At 40.9% G+C, this 24,929-nt stretch carries 25 protein-coding genes, 1 pseudogene and 1 riboswitch; of the genes and pseudogenes, 17 read left to right on the forward strand and 9 right to left on the reverse strand.

From position 1 onward, the window contains the following. Positions 1-277: 277 nt before the first annotated feature. The 7 genes and pseudogenes from ACFFGV_RS18330 to ACFFGV_RS18360 all read left to right on the forward strand — a co-directional run bounded on the left by ACFFGV_RS18330 (position 278) and on the right by ACFFGV_RS18360 (position 6,982). Positions 278-883 carry a glycerol-3-phosphate responsive antiterminator gene (locus tag ACFFGV_RS18330; RefSeq protein WP_377350962.1) on the forward strand — a complete coding sequence of 202 codons (606 nt, stop codon included), beginning with the start codon at positions 278-280 and terminating at the stop codon, positions 881-883. Continuing rightward, complete coding sequence (locus ACFFGV_RS18335) at positions 880-2,007, forward strand: ABC transporter ATP-binding protein (protein WP_377350963.1); 1,128 nt, start codon at positions 880-882, stop codon at positions 2,005-2,007. Before ACFFGV_RS18330 ends, ACFFGV_RS18335 begins: the two co-directional genes overlap by 4 nt. Before the next feature lie 98 nt (positions 2,008-2,105). Then, positions 2,106-2,951 (forward strand): annotated as a pseudogene (locus ACFFGV_RS18340) (carbohydrate ABC transporter permease); the annotation flags it as partial. Then, a complete protein-coding gene (locus tag ACFFGV_RS18345) occupies positions 2,948-3,760 on the forward strand; it encodes a carbohydrate ABC transporter permease (protein ID WP_377350965.1) in 813 nt (270 codons plus the stop codon). The pseudogene ACFFGV_RS18340 and the gene ACFFGV_RS18345, both read left to right, overlap by 4 nt. Before the next feature lie 44 nt (positions 3,761-3,804). After that, positions 3,805-5,205, forward strand: coding sequence for an ABC transporter substrate-binding protein (locus ACFFGV_RS18350; protein ID WP_377350967.1), 1,401 nt, complete (start codon positions 3,805-3,807; stop codon positions 5,203-5,205). 171 nt (positions 5,206-5,376) lie between these two features. Beyond that, positions 5,377-6,111 (forward strand): glycerophosphodiester phosphodiesterase, encoded by a 735-nt coding sequence (locus ACFFGV_RS18355; RefSeq protein WP_377350969.1) that lies wholly within the window; start codon positions 5,377-5,379, stop codon positions 6,109-6,111. A gap of 106 nt (positions 6,112-6,217) precedes the next feature. Then, positions 6,218-6,982 (forward strand): GNAT family N-acetyltransferase, encoded by a 765-nt coding sequence (locus tag ACFFGV_RS18360; RefSeq protein WP_377350972.1) that lies wholly within the window; start codon positions 6,218-6,220, stop codon positions 6,980-6,982. A gap of 52 nt (positions 6,983-7,034) precedes the next feature. Here ACFFGV_RS18360 and glnA read toward each other — a convergent pair whose 3' ends face one another. Then, on the reverse strand, positions 7,035-8,345 hold the full coding sequence (gene glnA, locus ACFFGV_RS18365; protein ID WP_377350974.1) for a type I glutamate--ammonia ligase: 1,311 nt from the start codon (positions 8,343-8,345) through the stop codon (positions 7,035-7,037). A gap of 310 nt (positions 8,346-8,655) precedes the next feature. Here glnA and ACFFGV_RS18370 point away from each other — a divergent pair, with 310 nt between their 5' ends. Further along, a complete protein-coding gene (locus ACFFGV_RS18370) occupies positions 8,656-8,793 on the forward strand; it encodes a hypothetical protein (RefSeq protein WP_377350976.1) in 138 nt (45 codons plus the stop codon). A gap of 168 nt (positions 8,794-8,961) precedes the next feature. Next, positions 8,962-9,588 (forward strand): FMN-dependent NADH-azoreductase, encoded by a 627-nt coding sequence (locus ACFFGV_RS18375; RefSeq protein WP_377350978.1) that lies wholly within the window; start codon positions 8,962-8,964, stop codon positions 9,586-9,588. 78 nt (positions 9,589-9,666) lie between these two features. On the opposite strand, the gene ACFFGV_RS18380 is transcribed toward ACFFGV_RS18375, so the two are convergent. Continuing rightward, positions 9,667-10,311, reverse strand: coding sequence for a peroxiredoxin-like family protein (locus ACFFGV_RS18380; RefSeq protein WP_377350981.1), 645 nt, complete (start codon positions 10,309-10,311; stop codon positions 9,667-9,669). Between the two features lie 279 nt (positions 10,312-10,590). Here ACFFGV_RS18380 and ACFFGV_RS18385 point away from each other — a divergent pair, with 279 nt between their 5' ends. Beyond that, the gene (locus ACFFGV_RS18385) at positions 10,591-11,715 is read left to right on the forward strand and encodes an endonuclease (protein WP_377350982.1); all 1,125 of its coding nucleotides are present in this window, start codon (positions 10,591-10,593) and stop codon (positions 11,713-11,715) included. Positions 11,716-11,897: 182 nt separating this feature from the next. On the opposite strand, the gene ACFFGV_RS18390 is transcribed toward ACFFGV_RS18385, so the two are convergent. After that, a complete protein-coding gene (locus ACFFGV_RS18390; protein ID WP_377350984.1) occupies positions 11,898-12,794 on the reverse strand; it encodes a vanadium-dependent haloperoxidase in 897 nt (298 codons plus the stop codon). Between the two features lie 185 nt (positions 12,795-12,979). Here ACFFGV_RS18390 and ACFFGV_RS18395 point away from each other — a divergent pair, with 185 nt between their 5' ends. Further along, positions 12,980-13,630, forward strand: coding sequence for a deaminase (locus ACFFGV_RS18395; RefSeq protein WP_377350986.1), 651 nt, complete (start codon positions 12,980-12,982; stop codon positions 13,628-13,630). Between the two features lie 248 nt (positions 13,631-13,878). Here ACFFGV_RS18395 and ACFFGV_RS18400 read toward each other — a convergent pair whose 3' ends face one another. Genes ACFFGV_RS18400 through ACFFGV_RS18410 form a run of 3 tightly spaced genes read right to left on the reverse strand, consistent with a single transcriptional unit; the run spans position 13,879 to position 15,598 of the window. Next, positions 13,879-14,727: a DUF4097 family beta strand repeat-containing protein gene (locus ACFFGV_RS18400; RefSeq protein ID WP_377350988.1), complete on the reverse strand. Its 849-nt coding sequence runs from the start codon at positions 14,725-14,727 to the stop codon at positions 13,879-13,881. After that, positions 14,724-15,281, reverse strand: a complete 558-nt coding sequence (locus ACFFGV_RS18405; RefSeq protein ID WP_377350990.1) for an HAAS signaling domain-containing protein — start codon at positions 15,279-15,281, stop codon at positions 14,724-14,726. The genes ACFFGV_RS18400 and ACFFGV_RS18405 overlap by 4 nt, the downstream gene beginning before the upstream one ends. Then, positions 15,281-15,598, reverse strand: coding sequence for a PadR family transcriptional regulator (locus ACFFGV_RS18410; protein ID WP_377350992.1), 318 nt, complete (start codon positions 15,596-15,598; stop codon positions 15,281-15,283). The genes ACFFGV_RS18405 and ACFFGV_RS18410 overlap by 1 nt, the downstream gene beginning before the upstream one ends. A gap of 220 nt (positions 15,599-15,818) precedes the next feature. Between ACFFGV_RS18410 and ACFFGV_RS18415 the strand changes: the two genes are divergently transcribed. Beyond that, the gene (locus tag ACFFGV_RS18415; RefSeq protein ID WP_377350994.1) at positions 15,819-16,973 is read left to right on the forward strand and encodes an FtsW/RodA/SpoVE family cell cycle protein; all 1,155 of its coding nucleotides are present in this window, start codon (positions 15,819-15,821) and stop codon (positions 16,971-16,973) included. Between the two features lie 94 nt (positions 16,974-17,067). Here ACFFGV_RS18415 and ACFFGV_RS18420 read toward each other — a convergent pair whose 3' ends face one another. Further along, positions 17,068-17,385 (reverse strand): DUF2187 family protein, encoded by a 318-nt coding sequence (locus ACFFGV_RS18420; RefSeq protein WP_377350996.1) that lies wholly within the window; start codon positions 17,383-17,385, stop codon positions 17,068-17,070. A gap of 253 nt (positions 17,386-17,638) precedes the next feature. Then, a riboswitch (PreQ1 riboswitch) is annotated at positions 17,639-17,683 on the forward strand. A 152-nt stretch (positions 17,684-17,835) separates the two neighbouring features. Here ACFFGV_RS18420 and queC point away from each other — a divergent pair. From queC to queE, 3 genes are read left to right on the forward strand one after another with little or no spacing between them, the layout of a single operon-like run. Then, positions 17,836-18,507, forward strand: a complete 672-nt coding sequence (gene queC, locus ACFFGV_RS18425; RefSeq protein ID WP_377350998.1) for a 7-cyano-7-deazaguanine synthase QueC — start codon at positions 17,836-17,838, stop codon at positions 18,505-18,507. Then, a complete protein-coding gene (queD, locus tag ACFFGV_RS18430; protein WP_377351000.1) occupies positions 18,504-18,986 on the forward strand; it encodes a 6-carboxytetrahydropterin synthase QueD in 483 nt (160 codons plus the stop codon). The genes queC and queD overlap by 4 nt, the downstream gene beginning before the upstream one ends. Continuing rightward, positions 18,979-19,707: a 7-carboxy-7-deazaguanine synthase QueE gene (gene queE / locus ACFFGV_RS18435; protein ID WP_377351002.1), complete on the forward strand. Its 729-nt coding sequence runs from the start codon at positions 18,979-18,981 to the stop codon at positions 19,705-19,707. Before queD ends, queE begins: the two co-directional genes overlap by 8 nt. A 79-nt stretch (positions 19,708-19,786) precedes the next feature. Here queE and ACFFGV_RS18440 read toward each other — a convergent pair whose 3' ends face one another. Next, positions 19,787-20,728: a YndJ family protein gene (locus ACFFGV_RS18440; RefSeq protein ID WP_377351004.1), complete on the reverse strand. Its 942-nt coding sequence runs from the start codon at positions 20,726-20,728 to the stop codon at positions 19,787-19,789. Between the two features lie 68 nt (positions 20,729-20,796). Here ACFFGV_RS18440 and ACFFGV_RS18445 point away from each other — a divergent pair, with 68 nt between their 5' ends. Both ACFFGV_RS18445 and coaA read left to right on the forward strand, forming a co-directional pair. Continuing rightward, the gene (locus ACFFGV_RS18445) at positions 20,797-21,708 is read left to right on the forward strand and encodes a TIGR01777 family oxidoreductase (RefSeq protein WP_377351006.1); all 912 of its coding nucleotides are present in this window, start codon (positions 20,797-20,799) and stop codon (positions 21,706-21,708) included. A 234-nt stretch (positions 21,709-21,942) separates the two neighbouring features. Next, positions 21,943-22,881: a type I pantothenate kinase gene (coaA, locus tag ACFFGV_RS18450; RefSeq protein ID WP_377351008.1), complete on the forward strand. Its 939-nt coding sequence runs from the start codon at positions 21,943-21,945 to the stop codon at positions 22,879-22,881. Positions 22,882-23,209: 328 nt separating this feature from the next. On the opposite strand, the gene ptsP is transcribed toward coaA, so the two are convergent. Continuing rightward, entirely contained in the window at positions 23,210-24,928 is a 1,719-nt protein-coding gene (gene ptsP, locus ACFFGV_RS18455; RefSeq protein ID WP_377351010.1) for a phosphoenolpyruvate--protein phosphotransferase, read from the reverse strand. Position 24,929 lies beyond the last annotated feature (1 nt).

The following is a 24,929-nucleotide window of genomic DNA, read 5'->3' on the forward strand; positions in this document are numbered from 1 at the left end:
TGTTGAATGGATGCATTGAAGAAGAAATCCTAATTTACAATAAAAATACTTTATCCTAATGCTAGGTTAATATTATGACTTTAGTATAAAAATTGAAAAGTGGATAGGTTAATGAGATGAGATTGGAGAGACCATCAACAAGTATAACATTTGTCATTCTTTGTATTGACGACTGTTAGATTTGTTAGTGGTCTTTTTTATTAATCAGTATTAGTAATTTATGGAAATAGATGGTGATGAACATGATTAGTTGGAACTATATAGGGGGTTTTGGGAAATGAGTGATTCTCCTCGTTTGCGAGAATGGTTAGCAAAGGATCGTCTTATTGCATCAATTAAAGATCCAAAAGCGATGGATGCCTTTTTAAAGACGGATATTAAGATAGCCTTTTTGCTATTCGGGAATATTAGCGTAATTGGCAAATTTGTTAAACATTTAAAAGAACATGATCGAATGGTATATGTTCATTTAGATAAGATTCAAGGGATTAGTCATGATGCAGAAGGTTTAAAATTCCTGCATCGATTTGTGGCGCCGTATGGCATTATTACAACGAAAAGTCACATGGTGCAAAAGGCGAAAAAGCTAAACCTTTCTACTATTCAGCGATTATTTTTAGTAGATACAGACGCCATTAAAAATGGGTTAGCGAGTATGGAAAAGGTGCAGCCTGATGCTGTAGAGATTATGCCGGCTCTTATACCATCCATGGTTAGTGAATTAAAGCTCCAAACCGATGTCCCTCTTGTTACAGGAGGACTGTTGACGAATCCAAATCAAATGAGAGAGGCCTTAGAGTATGGTGCATCAGCTGTTTCAACAGGGAATCCTGGGCTTTGGGATATATCTTATACACAACGAGTGGGAAGTGAATGGAAATGAAACAAGTTCAGTTAAATAACATTTGTAAATCATATGACGGCAAGAAACAGGTAGTTTCAAATGTAAGCGTCACTATAGAGCCAGGGGAATTCTTTGTTTTGGTTGGTCCGTCAGGGTGCGGAAAGAGTACCATTCTTCGCATGATTGCTGGCCTGGAGGAAATCAATGGAGGGGAGCTACGGATAGGGGGTAACCGAGCAAATCATTTTTTACCTAGTGAACGAGAGCTATCAATGGTATTTCAAAACTACGCATTATATCCCCATATGTCTGTAGCCGATAATATTGTGTTCGGATTAGATGTGAAAAAGGTGCCTAAACAAGAACGAAAGAGAAGGTGCGTAGAGACAGCAGATATGCTCGGGTTAACGGATTATTTGGATAGGAAACCGCGGCACCTTTCTGGAGGGCAACGTCAACGCGTAGCGTTAGCACGGGCGATTGTAAATGAATCGCCAATTTGCTTAATGGATGAACCGTTGTCTAACCTTGATGCCAAGCTTCGTGCTCATATGAGAGCAGAAATTCGACAAATTCAGCGTCGCTTAGGTCTGACGATTATTTATGTCACACATGACCAAGTAGAGGCTATGACGATGGGGGATCGAATTATGGTTCTAAATGAGGGGGAAGTTCAGCAGGTAGGACCACCATTGGACATTTATAATTATCCCGCTAATCCGTTTGTTGCTACGTTTATTGGCTCCCCAGCTATGAACTTAGCGAATGGTAGCGTACAGCATGGAGAGATAATAATAGAAGGGATTTCCCCCATTCCCATACCAGAAGGGACGTACAACGAAGGGGAATCAATCCAAATGGGAATTAGGCCGGAGGGTATCCGGTATGTAACGGATACAGACGTTGAAAAGAATTGGACAAGCGTAGAAGTAACCAATGTAGAAGTGCTTGGCAATGAGACTGTCATAGCCTTTCACGTGAATGATAGAGAATGGTATGCGAAGTGGACGGGACAATGGCGGGTGAACATAGGGGAGAGAATCCCTATCCTAGTTGATTATGATTCTATTAGTTTATTTAACACTGAAACCAATCGCTTGATGAAAGCTCCTAGTTCTGAAGAGGAACATGTGCAGCAACGCAAGAAGGAGGCAGTGCAGTGAGAAGTGAGTCCGTTATGCAGCGAACAGAATACGAGACGGCACCAGGGCAAGGGGGAACAGGGACCAAACTATTAGGGGGCAAGCATTTTTGGCAGGCTATGCTGTATTTGCTTCCTTCTATCCTTCTATTTTCCGTGTTTGTCTTTTATCCTATGTTCCGGACAATTTATCTAAGCTTCTTTTTAACGGATTATGATGGGTTACCGTCTGTCTTTGTGGGGTTTGAGAATTACGCATACATCTTTCAGTCGGATGGATTTCGTAAAAGTATGGTAGCTACCTTGCTTTTCGTTCTGATTACCGTTCCGGTAGGTGTTATCTCTGCCTTATTTCTAGCATTGATTGCTAACGAAAAATTGAAGGGAATCGGATTTTTTAGAACTATCTTTTCTTCTAATATGGGAATGTCTGTAGCAGCTTCCTCTGTCATTTGGTTGTTCTTATTCCATCCAAGCATCGGTGCGCTCAATCAATTGCTAAGCTTTATGCATTTGCAGCAAATAGATTGGCTGCTAGATCCGAAATGGGCGATTATTTCTGTTTCGATAACGACTATTTGGATGAATACTGGCTTTGCATTTTTAATCATACTTGGGGGCCTTCAGAACATTGATGAATATTTGTATGAGAATGCCAATATCGCTGGCGCCTCCTATTGGTATCAGCTACGGAGAATAACACTGCCGATGCTATCACCAACGATGTTTTTTATTATTACCGTGTCGCTAATAAATGCATTTCAGTCATTCGGACAGGTAGATATTTTAACACAAGGCGGTCCGGCAGAATCAACCAACCTAATTGTTTATTCCATCTACAGAGAAGCGTTTATCAACTACCAATTTGGGACTGCTAGTGCTCAAGCTGTTATTTTATTTTTATGTATATTAGTCGTGACTGTACTTCAGTTTACATTTGGGGAAAAGAAGGTGCATTACCAATGAGGTTAAGGAAAAAGTGGACGTTGTACATGTTATTAATTACTTCTTCTGTTCTACTATTTTTCCCTACCTTTTACGCCTTCATGGTTAGTTTTATGGATGGGAAAGAGGTTTTACAGGGTAAGCTGTTTCCGAGTAGCTTCTCCTTAGACAATTATCAACAAGCATTTCAGAAGCTACCGTTGCTCCAATATTTATTCAATAGCTTTATCGTATCCTTTACTGTCATGCTTGGCCAGTTACTTGTAAGCAGTTTAGCTGCTTTCGCTTTTGTATTTATTCCATTTAAAGGCCGAAATGTTTTATTCTTTTTATTTATTTCAACCATGATGGTGCCATGGGAAGCTACGATGATTCCGAACTTTATTACCATCCAGAAGCTTGGGTGGATTAATACCCATTTCGGTCTGACGATACCGTTTTTTGCCTTAGCGTTTGGAACATTTTTGCTGCGTCAGCATTTTAAGACGATTCCAAAGGAGTTGGAAGAGGCATCTCAAGTGGCAGGATTAAGTCGGTTTCAATTCTTTTATAAAGTGGTGCTGCCAGTATCCAAAACGAGTCTTGTCACCCTTGGGGCCTATGGTTTTCTAACTACGTGGAACATGTATTTATGGCCCTTGCTTGTTACCAATGACGAGACCGTTCGAACCGTTCAAATTGGACTAAAGCAAATGCAGGCTGAGGAAATCTCGACAGATTGGGGGGTGGTAATGGCAGGGGTTATCGTTGTGGTGATACCGACGCTTCTCTTATTGTTCGCTGGACAGAAACAGTTGCAAAAAGGTCTAACACAAGGAGCATTAAAATAATTGGTTGTTCATGAATGATGAAAAAATAAAAGGGGTGCAGAAATATGAAATTTTCCAACAAGTGGAGTTTAAGCATGATTGCGTTATTCGTAGTCATAGTACTAGCAGCTTGTAGTAATGATAGTGGCGGTACTGCTGAAGAAAATCAATCACAATCGGAGGCGGATGCTTCCACCGAAGAGAGTGAGAATACGGAGGCTTCTAGTGGAGAGCAGACAGAAATTACTTTCTGGCACGCCATGGGCGGCGATACGCAAACCACGCTGGAAGAGATTGTAGCGAATTTTAATGAAGACAATCCGAATATAACAGTAAATCCGCAATATCAAGGTTCTTACGATGAAGCATTAACGAAATTTAGAAGCGTTGGCGGCAGCAACGATGCGCCTGCTATTATTCAAACGTACGAAATTGGGACAAGATATATGATCGACAGTGGTTTTGTTGAGCCGGTGCAAACCTTCATAGACGAAGATAACTACGATACTTCTCAGTTGGAAGAAAACATAACGAATTATTATACAGTAGACGGGAAGATGTATTCCATGCCATTCAACTCCTCTACTCCTGTGCTTATTTACAATAAGGATGCATTTAAAGAAGCGGGCCTTGACCCAGAAAACCCTCCTCGCACGTACAGTGAAATGAAGGATGCAGCACAGAAGCTAACTGTGTCAAAGGACGGTAATGTAGAACAGTATGGCTTCTCCATGTTAAACCATGGCTGGTTTTTTGAGGAGCTTGTTTATACACAAGGTGGATATTACGTAAATGAACAAAACGGCAGAGCAGGTACTCCTAAGGAAGCAACCTTTAGTGGGGAAGAAGGTCAACGAGTATTTAATTTCTTAAATGATCTGAATAAAGAGGGCGCATTTGGTAACTTTGGTTCCAAATGGGATGATATTCGTGCGGCATTCCAATCTGGCAAAACGGCTATGTATATGGACTCCTCTGCTGGTGTGAGAGGAATCATTGACAATTCTGATTTTGAAGTTGGAGTGGCCTATATCCCTCACCCTGATGATGTAGAACCAGAAGGAGTAGCTATTGGTGGTGCTTCTATCTGGATGTCTAATGGAATTGAAGAAGAAAAGCAGCAGGCAGCCTGGGAGTTTATGAAATATTTAACGACTTCTGAGGTCCAAGCGAAATGGCATGTGGAAACAGGCTATTTCTCTATTAATCCTGATGCATACGAAGAAAGTATTGTAACCGAAGAGTATGAAAAGTATCCACAGCTTCAAGTTACAGTGAATCAGCTTCAGGATACAAAATCCACCAAGGCTACGCAGGGTGCGCTCATTTCTGTTTTCCCTGAATCCAGAAAGCATGTAGTCACCGCATTAGAGAAACTTTATCAAGGAACAGAGCCAAAGGATGCTTTAGAAGAAGCAGCTAAACAGACAAATCGTGCAATAGAAGTGTCTGAGCGCTCCAACTAAGTAACTAGCAGCACCACTCTATAAGGGTGGTGCTTACTTATAATGCTTTACTCTGTATGAATGTGCTGTTATTGCTATCCTTAAACGCCCTCAAAAAGGATGAAACAGCAGTTATCCATCTTTATTTCAGAGTAGAGCCTTTTATGAATAGCTATGGGAAAAGGAGAATGCATGATGAACATTTTTGCTCACAGAGGCAGTAGTGGGTTTTATCCGGAGAATACGATGATCGCATTTGAAAAGGCCATTGATGATGGCGTGCATGGCGTGGAGCTAGACGTTCAACTGACTAAGGATGGACAAATGGTTGTAATACACGATGAAACGATCACTCGTACGACCAATGGAGCTGGGTATGTGAAAGATTTTACCTTGCATGAATTGAAGCAGTACGATGCAGGCGGGTGGTTTCCCTACCCTAGTATGCAGCGCATACCTACTTTAGACGAGGTGCTGAGATTATTACAGCCTACCTCATTACAGGTAAATATAGAGTTAAAAAATGATGTGATACCCTATGCTGGTCTAGAGGAGAAAGTAGTGTCCATTATTCAGGAATACAATATGGAGAGTCGAATTATCCTATCCTCGTTTGTACCACAAAGCATCCAGAAGGTGTCTCAATTAGCACCTTTCGTGGAGAGGGCTTTATTATGCATGGAGAATCAACAGGACCCGATAGAACAGTTACATAAATACAATGCCAATGCCCTCCACTGTCATTATCGACTAATCAGTCCTAGTCTCCTGGAAAGAGCCAAAGCATTACATATCCCTATACGTGTGTTTACAGTAAACGATAAGGATAACTGGTTACGTATGATGGAGTTAGGGGTGGATGCAATTTTTACAGATTACCCATTAGAGAAAAAAAGGGGGAAAGCTTCAGGAGATGTGGTAGGTTAGGGAGCACCCTTTGTACATAGATATTTCTTTTGACGCGCCTCGGGTTAAATTAGAAAAGGAATTTGTGAAGGAGTGCAGAATATAAGAGGGAGGATGGTGAGAGAAGATGGATGGGAAGAAATTGTTAGAGGTATTTCATAAGGAATTAAGAGCAGAAGCGGTAACACCTGGTTACATAAGGGAAGATACCGGGGAGGTAGTGAGGCATGTATCCCAGCATAAAGAGCGGGGGTTTATTCTAGATTCTCGAATAACTATGCAAAATGCAGCAGCAGTTATTCAAAAGCAAATAGATTTCTTTCAGGAGCGTGGGGAACCATTTGAATGGAAGGTATACAGCTATGATAAGCCGGACAACCTTGTAGAGTTGCTTGAAGCACATGGCTTCATTACAGAAGAGGAGGAAGCGTTAATGGTTATCGACCATACGAATAAAGATTTGTCTTCTGGCTTCCAAATCGCTGTAAAAGAACTCGTTACACAAGAGGAGATCCAATCTCTCATTGCTCTAGAGGAGGAGATATGGGGTACCTCCCATCAGGAGCTGGGACGGAGGCTGTGGAGAGATAAGCAGGAGCACCCAGACTCTTTATTTTTATATGGGGTATGGGAGGGAGGAGCTCTGGTTAGTGGTGCTTGGATGTACCTTGAACAAAATAGTTCCTTTGCTAGCTTGTGGGGAGGCTCTACGCTGCCTGAATTTCGAAAAAAGGGCTATTATACAGCATTGTTAGCTGCAAGGGCTCAGAAAGCAGCTGAACAGGGATATCCATATCTAATGGTGGATGCTAGCCCTATGAGTAGACCGATTCTAGAACGGAACGGGTTTCAATGCCTAGCTTATTCCTATGAATGCCAGTCGCCAGAGTAGGCAGAAAAAAGCCCTGCGTCCAAGTCGGATGCAGGGCTTTTGTATAGCATAATTAGTGGTTCATATAATGATCAATTTCCCATTGGCTTACTTGCAGGGAATATTCTGTCCATTCAGCTAGTTTTTCTTCGATAAAGATGCTGGAAGTGTGGTCGCCTAGTGCATTCATAAGGACTGAATCCTTGCTTAAGGCGTGAACTGCTTCCTTCAAATTGGTTGGAAGAGTTGGTACGGTTTCGTCCACTACTTCATACAGGTTACGAGTTTCTGCAGCGCCTGGGTCTAGCTCCTGACGAATACCTTCTAAACCAGCGTGAATCAATACAGCTAGTGCTAAATACGGGTTTGCTGTAGGGTCTGGGTTACGTACCTCAAAACGAGTACCCTTTCCACGAGTGGATGGAACACGAATCATACAGCTACGGTTAGAGTGAGACCATGCTACACTAACAGGAGCCTCATAACCTGGTACAAGGCGCTTGTATGAGTTTACGCTAGGGTTTGTAATTGCGGAAATACCACTAGCGTGGTGAAGAATACCGGCCATGAAATGCTTCATTGTTTGAGAAATGCCGTCCTCTGCATTTTCATCAGCAAATGCGCTCTCCCCATCCTTGAAAAGAGAAAGGTGGGCGTGCATTCCTGAGCCGTTCGCACCAGCAATTGGCTTCGGCATGAATGTAGCGTGAAAATCATGGTTAGATGCCACATCTTTTACTACATTTTTAAAAGTTTGAATGTTATCTGCTGTTGTTAGTAAATCATCAAAGCGGAAATTAATTTCGTGCTGACCTTGAGCTACCTCGTGGTGGTTCGCTTCCATTTCGAAACCGAAATCTTTTAGAACACGAACGATGTCCCGACGTACTTTATCTCCTTTATCTTTTGGAGATGCGTCGAAGTAACCGCCACGGTCGTTACGTTGACGAATTGGGTAACCATCCTCGCAAAGCTTGAAAAGGAAAAATTCAGGTTCTGGACCAACATTGACGGAATAGCCCATATCTTCTGCTTTTTGTACAGCTCTTTTCAGGATTTGACGAGGGTCACCCTCAAATGGAGTGCCATCTGGTGTATAAATATCGCAGATGAAGCGTGCGGTACGGTCTTCGTCTATTTTATTAGGTAAAATCTTGAAGGTGTTTAAATCCGGTACTAAATACATATCACTTTCCTGTATATCAGAAAAACCGGAAATGGAAGAACTGTCGAACATAGCTTCGTTGTCTAGAATGCTATCCATTTCTTCAATAGGTAGTTCAACATTTTTTGTGTACCCAAGCATGTCTGTGAATTCTAGTAGGATAAATTCAACCTTGTTATCTAGCATCTCCTGTTTAACGCCTTCTTTAGTGTAACTCATAAGGTCTCCTCTCTTTTTCCTCAATGTATTTAGTGTTTATCCCTGGGGGAAAAACATCTTTGATTCCTTATGTTAAGAATTCTAACACATGATGTTATAAAAGCGAACCCTTTCATTTAAATTAATTTTTAAATAATTTGTAAATCCGCTAAAAATACTGATGTGAAGATTTTACATCGCTATTTTTAGATGAAAAGCACTAGGGTTTTTCCGGTGCTATGGTGAATAGGTTATATAACGAAGGACATAGTAGGAAGTACATGAACAGTTTCTCCTTCATGATCAACAACTATGTATGGAGGTGAAGGATGTGGATAAACCAGTCCATTATGATGGAAGCTTGCATAATGAAGAAGTAATGATGGAAGAAGTAGAAGTAAATGTAACAGAAGAAGCACGAAGAAATATTAGCGGCAACCCTTATCTGAATCAGGAAAAGCAACAATAGAAGGAGGCCTTTAAGAGGTCTTTTTTTTTATGTAATCAAAACTCTTGCAATTTCAAAGGGCGTATTATATTATTATCTTGAATTAAAAATAAATGAATTCGAGATAGTTGTTAATTACAGTAAATCTAGAAATAATAAACTATCATATTCAAAAAAGGAGCTAACATTATGGCACACGTATTGTATATTACCGCGCACCCGCATGACGAAACTGCTTCTTATAGCATGGCTGTAGGGAAAGCATTCATGGATGCATACAAAGAAGCTAATCCAGCAGATGAGGTAACCCACATTGATTTGTATAATGAGTATATTCCACACATTGATGCGGATATCTTTAATGGATGGGGAAAATTACAATCAGGTGATCAACTATCTGCAGAAGAACAAAAGAAAATTAATCGTTTAGGTGAACTGTCCGAGCAATTTATCGCTGCAGACAAATATGTATTTGTAAATCCAATGTGGAACTTCTCCTTCCCGCCTCTTATGAAGGCTTACATTGATTCTGTAGCTGTTGCAGGGAAATCCTTTAAATATACAGAACAAGGTCCGGTGGGACTATTAACGGATAAGAAAGCATTTCATATTCAATCTAACGGTGGTATTTACTCAGAAGGTCCAGCAGCGGGAATGGAATCAGGGCATCGTTACTTAAACACTGTGATGCAATTCTTTGGAGTACCTTCCTTCGAGAAAGTTTTTGTAGAAGGACATGCTGCAATGCCAGATAAGGCTGAAGAAATTAAAGAGAATGCTATCGCTCGTGCGAAAGATGCTGCACAAACATTTTAATATGCTGGTATAAAAAGGGCTATATCACTCGAAAAAAAGTGATATAGCCCTTTTCTTCTTTATATAAAGCTGCCTAATTTAGGCTTTCTTTAATTCCTCCAGCACCTCAGATGGCTCTGCACGATCTTTATAGTCTGCTTTTGTATATTCATATGCAATAGTACCATCCTTAGAAATGACATAAGTGGCTGCTACAGGCAGAGTCCAAGAATTATCATTGTTCTTTTCTTCCAATCCGAACTCTTTTTCTTTATAAATGTCGATTAAATAATCTGGAAGGTGATAGACAAGGTTGAATTCATCTGCCACGTTGTTTCCTTCATCGCTTAAGACGTGGAATTGCAAATCATTTTTCTCTTGAGTAGATAGAGAGGCATCTGGTGTTTGTGGACTAATTGCGATAAGCTGTCCACCAGCTCCATGGATGTCTTCTAGAATATCTTGGTATGCCTTAAGTTCCATATTGCAATATGGGCACCAGCCGCCTCGATAAAATGTTACGATGACAGGGCCATCCTCCAGCACATCATATAGGTTTACCTGGGAACCTTTTGCATCAGGTAGTGTGAAATCGGGAGCCTCCTGTCCGACCTTCAATCCTTTACCTTCAGAGGAATTTTCAAGTTCTTCTATAGCTTGGCTCATTTGCTCCTGCATTTCTGCGGGAGCCTTTTGTTTAAATTTCTCAATATACTCCTTGTACTGCTGTTGCATAGTTGTCATGATATCTACCCCTTTCTGAGCATACCAATTAGTATGATGAAGATTTTACAGTTGAAGTATATCAATTATTTGATGCGTTCTCTAATCATGCGCTCGTAAAGGCGATATATGCATCCAAAGGATTAGAAGTATTTGTGATCTGGAAAACTTTTGGTGGAATGGGCTCATTTCTCATATAGAATCTTTCGACTTATATAACTGTAATCGTTCCCGGCCGATGAAGAGAGTGGCAGGGCGAAACGCTCTGTACCATATTGATAGAAGGAGTGACGTATTCAAATGAAGCAAGTGAAGCAGTTTCTGTTTGTCGTAGTAAGTATGGTTCTATTAGTGAGCCCTTTACAGCAGGCCCATGCAGCTGAGGCACTTACCGTTCAGGAAGCTATGAAGGAGTACGACGGAACTAAGGTAACAGTGGAAGGTTATATTGTTGGTGTCCCAACTTCTGTGTACCATGTAGAGCAAAGTAATTTTTCAAGTAACTACGCACTTGCTTTAGCTGATGACCCTAATGAAACACAGCAGAGTGATATGATTTATATAAAGCTTGATAGTCAATATCGCAGTGAATATGGTCTGCAGAACAACCCTGATAACATGGGAGATTTTATTGAAGTAAGCGGAGAACGTGATGACTATTTCAGTCACGATGGTGTCGAATACGTCACTTCTATTCAGACGAAACAGGACAATGGTGGTAATGGGAATGATGGTGGTGATACAAGTGGAAGCTATTATGACAGTGCTTCTGGTCTGACGGGCTCCTCGTTGAAAACAGAGTTACATACTATCATCGATGATCATACAGAATTATCATACGATGATGTATGGGGGGCATTGAGAGTAACTGATCAGGACCCTTACAATAGCTCTAATGTACTGTTGTTATACACCGGCAGGTCTCAATCCAAATATGAGAATGGTGGAAACATAGATGATTGGAACCGCGAACACGTTTGGGCAAAATCCCACGGTGATTTCGGTACAACGATGGGAGCAGGAACAGACATACACCATTTACGACCTACTGATTCCACAGTCAATTCCTCAAGAGGGAACAAAGACTTTGATAATGGCGGCTCCGCACAAGGGGAGGCTGCTGGTACTTATGCCGACGCGGATTCGTGGGAACCAAGAGATGAAGTAAAGGGCGACGTAGCCAGAATGGTGTTTTATATGGCAGTTCGTTATGAAGGGGGAAGCGGCGAACCTGATTTGGAAGTTGCGAACTATACCGGAACAAGCGGTTCTCAACTTGGCAAGTTATCAACACTGAAGCAATGGCATGAGCAAGACCCAGTCAGCACCTTTGAGGAACGCCGGAATGATATCATCTTCTCCGATTATCAAGGAAACCGTAATCCATTTATAGATCATCCAGAATACGTAGAACAAATCTGGTAATGAAAAAGGAGCAGCCGCTTGTGCTGCTCCTTTTTTTCTATAAGAATCAGTTAAAGATCACTATCGAAGTTTTGGAGGGATTTTAGTAGAGAAATTGATTGGGCTGGAATGACTCTGCTTTCCAATGGCCCTATCATTAGGTTAAGAAAGGTATTCAGCTGAAAACTACTTCAGGGCACCTTTTAAAAGAACAGCTTAGGCTTTGGTACGGTATCGGTATTAGGCTGCTGTGACGATTGTCCTTCCACTAGAGATTGACAGTCATCTGGGTAATCGAATGGGATGGCTTGTTCGTATGGGGGCGGTAATAGCTTTGCGTGTTTGTTATCCAGATATGGCTTATCAATTGGTTCATTTTCTACATTGCGTTCTTCGTGCAAGACTTCTGTTACGATGGAACCGATTTGTCTCCCAAGTCTCAATCCCTCTGTGTTATCAATTGGGAAATGAACACCGCCAAATAATCGGGAAGCGGCACATTCCTCTGCTAATTGTCTAAGTCTTTTTCCTTCTGCTGGGAAAAAATAACGGAGAATCACCTCAGCTGCTCCAGCTACTGTGGCATGACCAGAAGGATAGGTTGGATGCCTAGGGGTGCATATATACGTAACCATTTCCTGATCTAATTGATTAGGTCTGGCTACAAGCCATTTATACTTCAGATGCCATGCAACGACCATGGCATCATTGAGCCCGGCATCTAAAGCACCGAGGATTCTTGCTGCTCTTGGGGCCTCCACTCCATACGTATCTATTAAAATATCTACAATCGGTGACCATTGCTTAGTCGCTGGACCTGAACCCCAGTAAGCTGCAATTTCTCTTTCTGTATTGGTTAGTCTGCGTATAGTACGTTTTACTTTAACAAGCTGCGCTTCCCAATTAATTACGTTAGGTGGAGCTATATCTAAGTCTATAGGGCTGCCATTTAACCTGGTAAAGTGTCCGTCTTCATTACGGCGAACAAAATACGTACTCCATGATCCTGCATATGGAGTTTCTGGATTACTAGGTGGATGTGTCTCTCCTGCATAGGGAAGAGAGGTCCATAATCTATAGTCGTATCTACCTTTACTCACTTTATCACCTTCCATGCATAATACTATCTATAGTATATGGGAGGATGTCATAAAGGGTATGGACATCTAACCTTACTTCATCATTTTTGAAAAGAAAAAGGAGATTGCTACAAAGAAGTAGAACTATTTTTAGTAGAGAGAAACACAGGGGAAATAAAAAATTCACGGAAGAGAAGGTGAAATCATTGAAGTGGAGCAACGTACCTGAATTATGGCAAGAATGCTTTAGGGTAGCCTGGGATTCCTTTCAAGACAGTTCTCGACCTGTTGGAGCGGTAGTGATAAACGAGAAAGATGAAATTGTCGGACGTGGGAAAAGCGCTAGTTTTGAAATGCCTTATTACACGGTAATCAACCATAATGACTTGGCACGAGCGGAAATCAATGCCTTGTTGAAATTGGATAAGCGAATTCATACAAACTTAGAGCAATACATGATTATGTCGACCTTAGAGCCCTGTCCGTTGTCCTACGGGGCTATTTATATGAGTGGTATTCGTCATATCCATTTTGCTGCACTAAATGGTCGAAATGGAAGTATGAATGTAAATGATGCAACCCCGTTCTTGAGCCAGAAACCGGTGAACATGAGTGGGCCTAAGGAGTATTTGGAGGACTTCTCCATCGTTCTCAATGTGTATTATGACTTAACGAAATCCCAGCAAAAGCATCGACGCAATTTCATGGAAATGGAACGATATTACCCTGAAGCAGCATCTATAGCAAAAGAGTGGAAAAAAACAGACAGGCTGGATCAATCCAGTCATTTAACTGTAGGTAAGGTGTACACGTGGTTTCTGGAAGATATTGAGAAGAATTTAAAAATAAACGCATAAATGAAAAACGGGCATCAGCATGTTCGTTTCAACCTGTCGAGAATGTTCTATAATGAAAAAAGCTCCGCTTCCTACCGAAGATGCGGAGCTTTTTGAGTGGCGCGCTCATAAAATAGTGCTATTCGCCCGTAAATGTAGAAATTCGCCTATAATTTTTATAATTCGCCCATAAATAAGGAAATTCGCCCGTATTTTTAAAGATCCGCCCATAAGGGAAGGAGGGGCTTATTTTCCTCAAGGACAATCAGCTATTGTACGTGAAATGTAAAATCCCCGGAGCTTGTATCTACCACAACCTCATGGCTGCCATCTCCAATGATTGCTTGCATACTAGAGTCCTTTAACGAATTGTACTGAAGAGGGAAATTAATATCAGCTTCTCCTGAGGAGCTGTCATAGCTTAAATCCATATTTTCTGGTGTAGCTGTGGAAGTTATCGTTACATCTCCGCTCGATGTAGATAAATCCATGTCCTGCTCAATAGCTTCAACCTCTACATCAATGTTGCCGGAGCTTGTGTGTAATTTCATGTCTCCGCTTACCTCTAATGCTTGAATAGAGCCAGAGCTAGTCTGTATATTCATTTTATCGCTCTTTACCGTATTCAATTGAATTTCTCCAGAGGAGGTGTCGAGCTTCAAATCCTCTGCTGTGATATCTTGGAGGGTAATATCTCCGCTGGAAATATGGGAAGTAAGGGATTCATATTGCTGTTCAGGAAGGTGAACTTCAAGTGTATGCTCTAGGATGGAAATGCCGATAGAGAAGTTACGTTTGTCTTCAATGCGAACATCTAACGAGCCGTTTGACAGCGATGTTTCTAAATGACGAGATTGTATCGTTTTTTTATCTCCTTTGCCAAAGAAACGAATTTCTACCTTATCATTTGTGGAAGGGAGTATAGTGACATCAGACGAAGAAGCCTCGATAGACACCTCTTTAACTTCTTCTGCTTGATAGCTTTTTGTCTGTTCAAATGTTTCAGTAGCACCCAATAATGAGGTAATGCTTAATGATCCACCTTGTACAGTCGTAATCATGACGCCCCCTATCCCTACAATAAATACGATTAATCCGATTAAAAAGGCCTTTTTCATGCCGCTTTATCCCCCTTTACCATGTTGATATTCCATTTCGCATACCTAATGAATAGGTGATATAGTATGCTGCCGAGCTTTATCACTGTAACCGTTAGCATGATGGCAAGCCCTAATAGCATAAACGAGGAGAATAATTCTAGAAAGAAGGGCTCCATCCCAGAGGTATCCATTACAAAAAATATGCCAAGTGCCCCGATATACAAACTAATAGCAACTGCCCAAAGGCTAATATAAATGCTAAATACGGCAACAGCCGGACCTAATACAATGATAAGATTCAATAAACTTAAACTAGTTGTGGACAGCAGGACATGGGTTAAGCTTTTAAATGATTTGTTCGTTTCAGCAGCTTCTACATGATGCTCTACAAATACCTCCTTGGCAATATCACGAGGATGACCGAGTTCTTTGGCAATATCCTCCTCGTGTCTTCCTTCTAGCATCCCTAACTCGAAGTGTTCTCTATAATCGGAGAGAACTTCTTCTTTCTCCTCGTCAGGCAGACCATGTAAATGTCTTTCTAAATGAGCGAGATAATCTTGATGATGCACTATTCCATCGCCTCCTTAATAAGCTGGCTGACATTTGTTTGAAAGGACTGCCAATCTTCAATGAGGTTATTCATATACCTCTCACCAGCCTCTGTAACACGATAATACTTTCTTGGTGGACCTTCTGTGGATTTAGCCATGTACGTGCTTAAGTACTCTTCCTTGGTGAGTCTCCGAAGCAGTGGGTATAAACTCCCTTCCGCGATGGCAATTTTTTCGGTTAGATTCTGTGCCAATTCATACCCATACTGATCCTTCTGTTTAACGATAACGAGTACACACAGCTCAAGAATACCTTTTTTAAATTGTGGATTCATATTTTCACCAACCTTGATGTCTCTCCAGTACTGATTAATGTTCAATAGCGGTCAATAAAATATAAGCATTGTTTTACATATATATCGTATCACCCGGTAGTGAACTATGCAAGGTACTGAGAGAAAAATTTCCTAAATCTGCAACTTTTTCTAGTAGTCATTCGTCATACAGTAAAGAATTATTTATGTAATCCTATCCCATCTATAGGAGAATGACGATATGTTCAATACGGGTGTAAAGACCGATTACTGGATGCTGTTTCTATTATTTCTCTTTTCCATTGTAAGCTTCTTGTCGATTCATAGTGCGCAGGCAACGGATCAGGTGGAGACAAATTATATGGTGAAGCAGATGATCTGGTACAGCCTCGGGTTTGTCATTTTATTCATTTCAATAAAATTGGAAATAAGGGTGTTTTACCAGTTAACGTGGGTGTTATACATAGGGGGAATTCTAGTACTGGCCGCTTTACTTGTAGCTCCCGAATCTATTGCTGACCCGGTGAATAATGCAAAAAGCTGGTTCCAGGTCCCAGGTCTTGGTTCCGTTCAGCCCTCTGAATATTTTAAATTTATTTTTATCCTTTCTTTGAGTAGGGTTGTGGCCAGTCATCACAGGAATTTCCCTTCAGCTACAATTTGGTCGGACAGCTGGTTAATGGGGAAGTTTGGTGTAATGACCGTCATTCCATTGTTCTTCATTATGGAACAGCCAGATTTAGGAACCTCCCTAGTGTATATCGCCATATTACTTGGAATGCTTTTCGTGTCGGGGATAACGTATAAAATATTACTGCCGATGATTGCAGCAGGCTTTGGTATATGTGCAATGCTGCTTTACTTTATTGTAAATAAACCACAGCTGCTAATAGAAAAGCTTGGAGTAGATGAGTACCAATTAAAGCGGATTTATGCCTGGCTTCATCCAGAGAAGTATCGCCAAAGTGATTCCTTTCAGGTGTACAATTCAACACTGGCAATTGGTTCGGGGGAGCTGGAGGGAAATGGGAAGGGGATTCCAGCTGTGAACGTTCCTGAAGCACATAATGATTTCATCTTTAGTATAATCGGTGAAAATTTTGGATTCATGGGAGCCGCGGTCGTCATAACCCTTTATTTTGCGCTGCTTTATCGAATGGTGGAAACGGCTTTACATGCTAACGACGAATTTGCCTCATATATATGTGTCGGAGTTATATCGATGATAACCTTTCACGTGTTTGAGAACGTCGGGATGGCGACAGGCCTTGTACCTATGACAGGGATTCCTCTTCCACTGATAAGTTATGGCGGAAGCTCTATATTAGGCGTTATGTTTGCGATAGGACTGGTTTTAAATGTATATTCCAACACACATGAATACATGTTTGACTAAACGTTTGTGTATGCGTATGTGCATTCCTTGTTAATGGAATACACTTATATTTGAAAAAAAGCCTCCTTTTTTTTCAAAAGGGAGGCTTTGTTATTTACGGTTGATTATCTTCTGTTGTGTCTACATGGTTGCTGCCACGTTCTTTGATGGTGTATTTCCCATGACCAATTACGGTTTTTTCATAGTCCATGTTTAATTCGTTGAAGTTGTCCATAATTGTCATGTCTACTACTACAGAGTTTTCAAGTTTTGCGGATGTAACAACGCCATCAACGTTTTTTCCATCCTTTTTGAAGGAAATAACGTCCCCGACTTTTGCTTTATTTTCTTCCTTAATCTTTTCTTTTTCTTCTTCCTGTTTCTTTACGAAAGCAGCATCCATCAAACTTTCTTTCATATTATCCTCTGCCATAGTACATTCCCCTTCCAAATAGATAATGTAGAATAAGTGCATTTGCTTTATAGATAGGGCTATACCTTACTTTACCCTTCTTCTTATACATCATACATCCTAATTAAATAGATTAACATGAATGAGGTCTAGATTGAAATAAACGGCATAATGAAAGAATATTTCTAAATCCAGATGAGAAGTAAAGGTAAATATGATATTATATTAAATATAAATGAATGAAAAGTCCATGCATCTTTTATAAAAAGTTGTCGTGGGAGAGGTTCTAGCTACACCCTCTATAAAAAACTAAGGAACTCACTATGCCCTCCTTAGGTATGGTGTTTTTTATTTGTGATGATACACATGAATTAGTTTTGGGTGGATAGAATTCTCTCTTTCATTGGTGTAATGAACGAGCATATTGCTCTAGTCATTACGTAACGAACCAAACGGAAGGGGAATTTTTTTATGGAGAAAAAAAATAATAAAGCCATTGTCGTTTTTAGCGGCGGTCAGGACAGTACGACGTGTTTATTCTGGGCGTTGCAGAAATTCGAGGAAGTAGAAACGGTTAGCTTTCATTATAATCAGCGTCATGCACAAGAAGTAGAGGTTGCCAAAGGGATTGCAGATGATCTTGGTGTGAAGCATACAGAACTGGACATGTCTCTCTTAAGCCAGCTAACACCTAACGCACTAACCAGAACAGATATGGAAGTAACAGAAGGGGAGAACGGAGGATTGCCTTCCACGTTTGTACCTGGACGTAACCTGTTGTTTCTGTCTTTTGCAACGATTATGGGGTATCAGATTGATGCAAAGCACATTATTACAGGTGTTTGTGAAACAGATTTCAGCGGATATCCGGACTGTCGTGACATGTTCATCAAATCATTGAATGTCACCTTAAACCTTTCTATGGATGCTGAATTTGTTATTCACACGCCTCTTATGTGGTTAGATAAGGCGCAAACGTGGGAGCTCGCAGATCAATTGGGTGCATTCACTTATATTCGGGAGAATACATTGACCTGTTATCACGGGGAAAAAGGCGATGGCTGCGGCATATGCCCCGCCTGCATTCTGAGAAAGAAGGGGCTTGAAACGTATTTAGAGCAACAAGGGGAGATGACATCATGACATTAGACCAATATGGATTTCGTATTGTAGATCAATTACAGAAGCTGGACGAAGACATTGATCGAAAGGAACTAAAATATCACAACAAACGAGTGATGGTGTCCAAGGAATTTACATTTGATGCTGCTCATCATCTCCATTTATATGAAGGAAAATGCAAGAACCTTCATGGGCATACGTATCACGTTATTTTTGGTATTAGCGGCTATGTAGATGAAACGGGAATCATGATGGATTTCGGAGATATCAAAACTATTTGGAAGGAGCAGATAGAGGTTCATCTAGATCATCGCTATTTAAATGAAACCTTACCTGCCATGAATACTACCGCTGAAAATATGGTCGTATGGATTTATGAAAAAATGGCTCATGCTTTGAACACTGGGAAGTATGACGGTGCCAGGGTGGAATTTGTCAAGCTGTATGAAACGCCGACCAGTTACGCTGAGGTAAGACGGGAGTGGATGGAGGATGCATAAATTTCCCGTCCTTGAAATCTTTGGTCCTACTATTCAGGGTGAAGGAATGGTAGTAGGAAGAAAAACCATGTTTGTTCGTACGGCAGGCTGTGATTACAGCTGCGCTTGGTGTGATTCTGCATTTACGTGGGATGGCAGTGCAAAGGATGACATTCGAAAAATGACTGCTGAAGCTATTTATACCTCTCTGCACGAAAAAGGTGGGGATTATTTCGATCATGTTACTATTTCTGGAGGCAACCCAGCGTTGTTAAAACACCTTCATGAGCTTGTGGATCTTCTGCAGGAGAAGGGCTGCGAAATTGCACTGGAAACGCAGGGAAGCGTGTGGCAAGATTGGTTTAATGCTATAGATGATTTAACCATCTCACCTAAGCCGCCCAGCTCCCGCATGTCTACAAATTGGGATAAACTAGATGATATAGTAAATCGTTTAGAACATGCAGGTCGCTCCTCCCACACAAGCTTAAAGGTAGTCGTGTTTAATGAGGAGGATATAGACTTTGCTAAAATGGTTCATAAACGATACCCGCAGCTGGCGTTTTTTCTTCAAGTAGGGAACGAGGATCTACAGGAGACAAATGATCAGCAATTAGCTATGAAACTATTACAGCAATATGAGTGGCTCATAGACCAAGTAATGCAGTCAAGTGAACTGAACCATGTACGAGTGCTGCCACAGGTGCATGCTTTACTTTGGGGAAATAAAAGAGGTGTGTAAGAACCGTTTCGTCGCTCTAAAAGGTTATACCTATTATCACAATATTAAGTCTGACCAAAGGCAGTAGCCCATTACAGGGCTACTGCCTTTTCTCTTCTATGTAGAGACCTGCCAGCATGCAGAAGCTGAACCCGAATGCATTGACCATTCCGTGGACGAATACCATTAATGGTATCCCTAGTACAAAGGAAAGGCTGCCAATAGCTTCATAACCGTAAAGAAACGCAAAAGCCATAGAAACAAATAAAGACAGACAACCAATGATGATAAGCGGCTTGGCTATAGCGTCCTGCATCATGGGCACATAATAACGCAGCGTTAAAAGGGCTGCCGACACAATGGGAACTACAAAAAGAATTACACTTCCAAATTCAAGCCACGGAAGAGAGGGACCATAGGTAATACCGATGGCTACAAGCATTGGACCTGCTATCATAGCTCCTGCTGAGAGCTTGAATAATCGTTCTGATACAGCATGAGGGAAATATATTCTCTGCCCCAAAACACCAAATACAATTAAGGTACCAAAAGCAGCATAATGGAAATGAATAGAGGTTAACAGAACAATGAGGTCTGGAAAGTGTAGAACATGCTTCCCTGTTCTATGTAAGGTGAGCCAAAACCCCCCAATTACCACATACATCATCCCCATATGTATTACCGCCTCATATACTCTCGTCCACGCTTTATGATAAAGGAAGGACCATAAGCCATAAGAACTAATAAGGGTCGTGAAAATGAACCATAGAAGTGATAGTATAGTAGATAGAATCCCAGGTTCGATAAGAAAGCTTCCTGCAGCAAAAACCAATGCCACGGGATGCAAATACAGTAGATTTATATACCACCCTGTTCGCCTCGTATGAGCTAAATCAAGTCCGATAGGCACCAGGACACCGTAGGCAAACACTAATAGTATCTGTATGTATTCCAAGCTGCCTGCATTTTTAACCCCTATCGTAACGAATATAAATAAACTAAACATAACAAAACCAAACACGGAAAGCCGTTTTTCTAACATGATGTTCACCTCGTTATTCATCATATCCGAAAAGTGTGCTATAGAGAAAGGGGTAGAGGAGACGTTTCATGAATATTTTATTGAGTGGCGGAACAGGATTTATCGGACAAGCATTAGTACGTTATTTCGGCCAGCAAGGTCACCACATGTATGTACTGACGAGACAGAACAAAGAGAATGAGCAACACATAACCTACGTCAAATGGCTGCAGGCGAATACCGGTGAAGTAATGTTCTTTTCAGATAAAGCTATTGATGTTTGTATTAATTTAGCTGGAGAGCCGATACATAATGAACGGTGGACAGAGGAAAAGAAGGAAAAAATTCTGACTAGCCGAATTCAAGCAACAAGACAAATGATACGCATCGTACAGAACATGCAAACCAAGCCTCACACCTTTATTCAGGGATCTTCCATTGAGTATTATGGTTATGCGGACGAAGAAAGCTTCTCAGACAAGAGTCTTCCTCTATTAAACAGCTTTCCAAGCGAAGTATGTGAAATTTGGGAGAATACCTTTCTCTTGTTAAATGATCCATCAATCCGGAAGGTAACGGCAAGAATGGGAGTTGTGCTCGACCATCATCGTGGCACGCTGGAGAAGCTGGTACTTCCTTATCGGTATTTTATGGGCGGGAAGGTAGGCTCAGGAGAGCAATGGCTTTCCTGGATCCATTCCTATGACTTAGTGAGATTATATCACCACATTATTGATAATCGAAACATAACTGGACCGGTTAATGCAACATCCCCTAATCCTGTAACTATGAATGATTTTGGTGATATTGTATCCGAAAAGCTTCATCGCCCAAATTGGCTGCCTCTTCAGGAATGGCTACTTAAATTAATCTATGGGGAAATGAGTGAGTTCATCATTTATGGAAAGCATGTGCACCCTTCTAAACTGACTCAAAATGGCTTTCGATACTTATATCCTAAATTGGAAAATGCTCTTTCAGAAATTTTTATAAGCCACTAACTCAAATCTAACCTGACCTCGGTCAGGTTTTTTATAATTGCGTGTCAAGGTGAGTCGTGGGGAGATATACTTTTTGCCAATTTACGGTGAAAATTATTTGAATATTTCAGCGATGATTGGTACATTGTTTATTAGTGTTCTTCATTTTTACCTTATTGCTCTACTACAATTTGGTATTGTGTTAGGGAGCACAGGTAATAATACATTTATGATTTTAAGTAGAAGAGGTAGGCTATGCAAAATAACACGTTTTCTCCATACATGATGTTTAATAAGCAAGAATGGTCTGAATTAAGTAATAATGTTCCAATGACGTTGTCTCAGGAGCAATTGGAGTCTTTAACAGGTGTCCAGGACCACATTACACTGCAAGAAACAGCTGATATTTATTTACCCTTAAGTCGCTTGTTAAATCTTTATGCCACAGCTTATCAGCAGCTGCATACTGTTACGGATACGTTCATCGGCCAGCAGACAAAGAAGGTACCTTTTATTATTGGAGTAGCAGGTAGTGTAGCAGTAGGAAAAAGTACAACGGCACGTATCATTAAAGAGCTGCTCTCTCAATGGAAGAGCCATCCTAACGTAGATATACTTACAACAGATGGGTTTCTTTACCCTAATGCGATATTAGAGGAAAGAGGCATTCTTAACAGAAAAGGATTTCCGCAAAGCTATGACATTAAAAAACTGCTGAAGGTACTTGGCGACTTGAAGTCTGGCAAGGATATCGTTACAGCACCGTTATATTCCCATTTAACCTATGATGTACTAGAGGAAGAACAGGTAATAGAAGATCCTGATATTGTCATAGTAGAAGGCGTAAATGTTCTGCAAACGCCTAAGCAGAAAAAGAAAACACCGCAAACTTTCGTATCAGACTTCTTCGATTTCAGTATTTATATTGATGCAGAAGAGGATACACTAGAAAGCTGGTATATTAATCGATTCATGAAGCTTAGAGATACCGCGTTTCAGGACGAACGGTCTTACTTTCATAAATACTCTACTCTTAATGATGAAGAAGCACATCAGGTCGCTAAAGATATCTGGGAGCGAATTAACCTAAAAAACCTATATGAGAATATTGAACCCACTAAAACAAGAGCGGATTTAATATTGCACAAGGATTATGATCATTTATTCGATGAAATATACTTACGAAAAATTTAAACAGTCGTATGCTATGCAGATTTATCTGTATAGCTTTTTTATTTAGCCGGGCCATACTTGCCATACACTCTAGTAATCCACGTGCTTCATTAGTCTATTTAGGGGTGAATTATTCTTTGTTCTATTCCTGGTCTTTTATATTATGAGCCTATTTGATGGATTCTCGAAGTTACCGAAGAAGTCTTGTTAAGGCTGGAATCACTCGCTCTTACCCCTCCAAATCTCGGACAGGTCGTAATATTTGGAACAACAAGACATCACCATTGGTCTTTGATAGCTCCTTACCATAAAAAAATGATGCCCCTTATTCGGAGCATCATTTGTTAAATTATTGTAATGCAGCTTTTGCTTTTACAAATTCGACAACTTCTTCTGCTGTATTCATGGAAAGGATTTCACCTTTGTAAGATGCCATCTCTTCCTTAGATAGGCTGCTGATTTGTGTACGGGCTGGCAGAATAGATGTAGCACTCATACTGAATTCGTCTAATCCGAGTCCTAACAGGATTGGAATAGCGATTTCATCTCCTGCCATTTCTCCACACATACCTGTCCATTTGCCTTCTGCATGAGAAGCTTCAATAACATTATTAATTAAGTTTAGGATAGCTGGATTGTATGGCTGATACAAGTACGATACTCGCTCGTTCATACGGTCCGCTGCCATTGTATATTGAATCAAGTCATTAGTGCCAATACTGAAGAAGTCTACTTCCTTGGCAAATTGTTTTGCCATAACTGCTGTAGAAGGGATTTCTACCATAATACCGACCTCAATGGTTTCTGAAACCTCTTTACCCTCGCTTAGAAGGTTAGCTTTCTCTTCTTCTAGGATAGCCTTAGCTTGGCGGAATTCTTCTAGTGTCGCAATCATCGGGAACATAATTTTCAAATTACCGAATGTGCTCGCACGAAGTAGTGCACGAAGCTGGGTACGGAAGATATCATCACGCTCTAGGCATAGACGAATAGCACGATAGCCTAAGAATGGGTTCATCTCTTCAGGTAGATCAAGGTAATCCAGTTCCTTGTCACCGCCAATATCTAATGTACGAACGACAACAGGCTTGTCTTCCATTTTTTCAAGAACCGTTTTATAAGCTTCATACTGTTCTTCCTCTGTTGGAAGCTGGCTCTTACCCATGTATAGAAATTCAGTGCGGTATAGGCCTACACCCTCGCCGCCGTTATTTTGTACACCTGCTATGTCCTCAGGCGTACCGATGTTTGCAACAAGTTCCACATGCTCGCCATCAGCAGAAACAGAAGGTTCATTTTTCATCTTAGCCCATTCTTCTTTTTTCTCTTCGTAGCGTGCTTGCTTTTGCTGGAACTTTGCAATCTCTTCCTCTGTTGGATGGAGAATTACTTCGCCATCGATACCATCCACGATGACCATATCGTCTTTCTGAATGCTTGCGGTAACTTCTTTCGTTCCTACTACTGCAGGAATTTCAAGTGAACGAGCCATGATAGCTGAGTGAGAAGTACGACCGCCAATATCGGTCGTAAAGCCTTTAACAAACTCTTTATTTAATTGGGCTGTATCAGATGGCGTTAAATCTTCTGCCACAATAACAACTTCCTCGTCAATCAAAGCAGGATCTGGGAAAGTAACGTTTAACAGGTGAGCCATTACTCGCTTTGTTACGTCCTGAATGTCTGCAGCACGCTCGCGCATATATTCATTATCCATATTTTTAAATAGGTCAATGAACATATTAGCAGTCTCATCTAAAGCTGCTTCTGCGTTTGCGTTTTCATTTTTAATCTTATCTGTAATTGGCTGGATTAATTCAGGATCGCTTAATACAAGCAAGTGCGCCGAGAAGATATCAGCCTTTTCCTGGCCTAATGTTTTCAAAGCATGATTCTTAATTTTCTCCAGTTCCTGCTTGGAGATGTCCATTGCCTCTTCGAAGCGGGCGACCTCTTGTTCTGGATTCTCCACGTCTTTCTTATCATAAGAAAGATCTGGGGCCTCTAAGCGGTACGCCTTTGCAATAGCAATACCGTTGGAGGCTGCAATACCTTTGATGCTACTCATG

Source organism: Pontibacillus salicampi, from assembly GCF_042434395.1.
GTDB classification, from domain to species: domain Bacteria; phylum Bacillota; class Bacilli; order Bacillales; family BH030062; genus Pontibacillus; species Pontibacillus salicampi.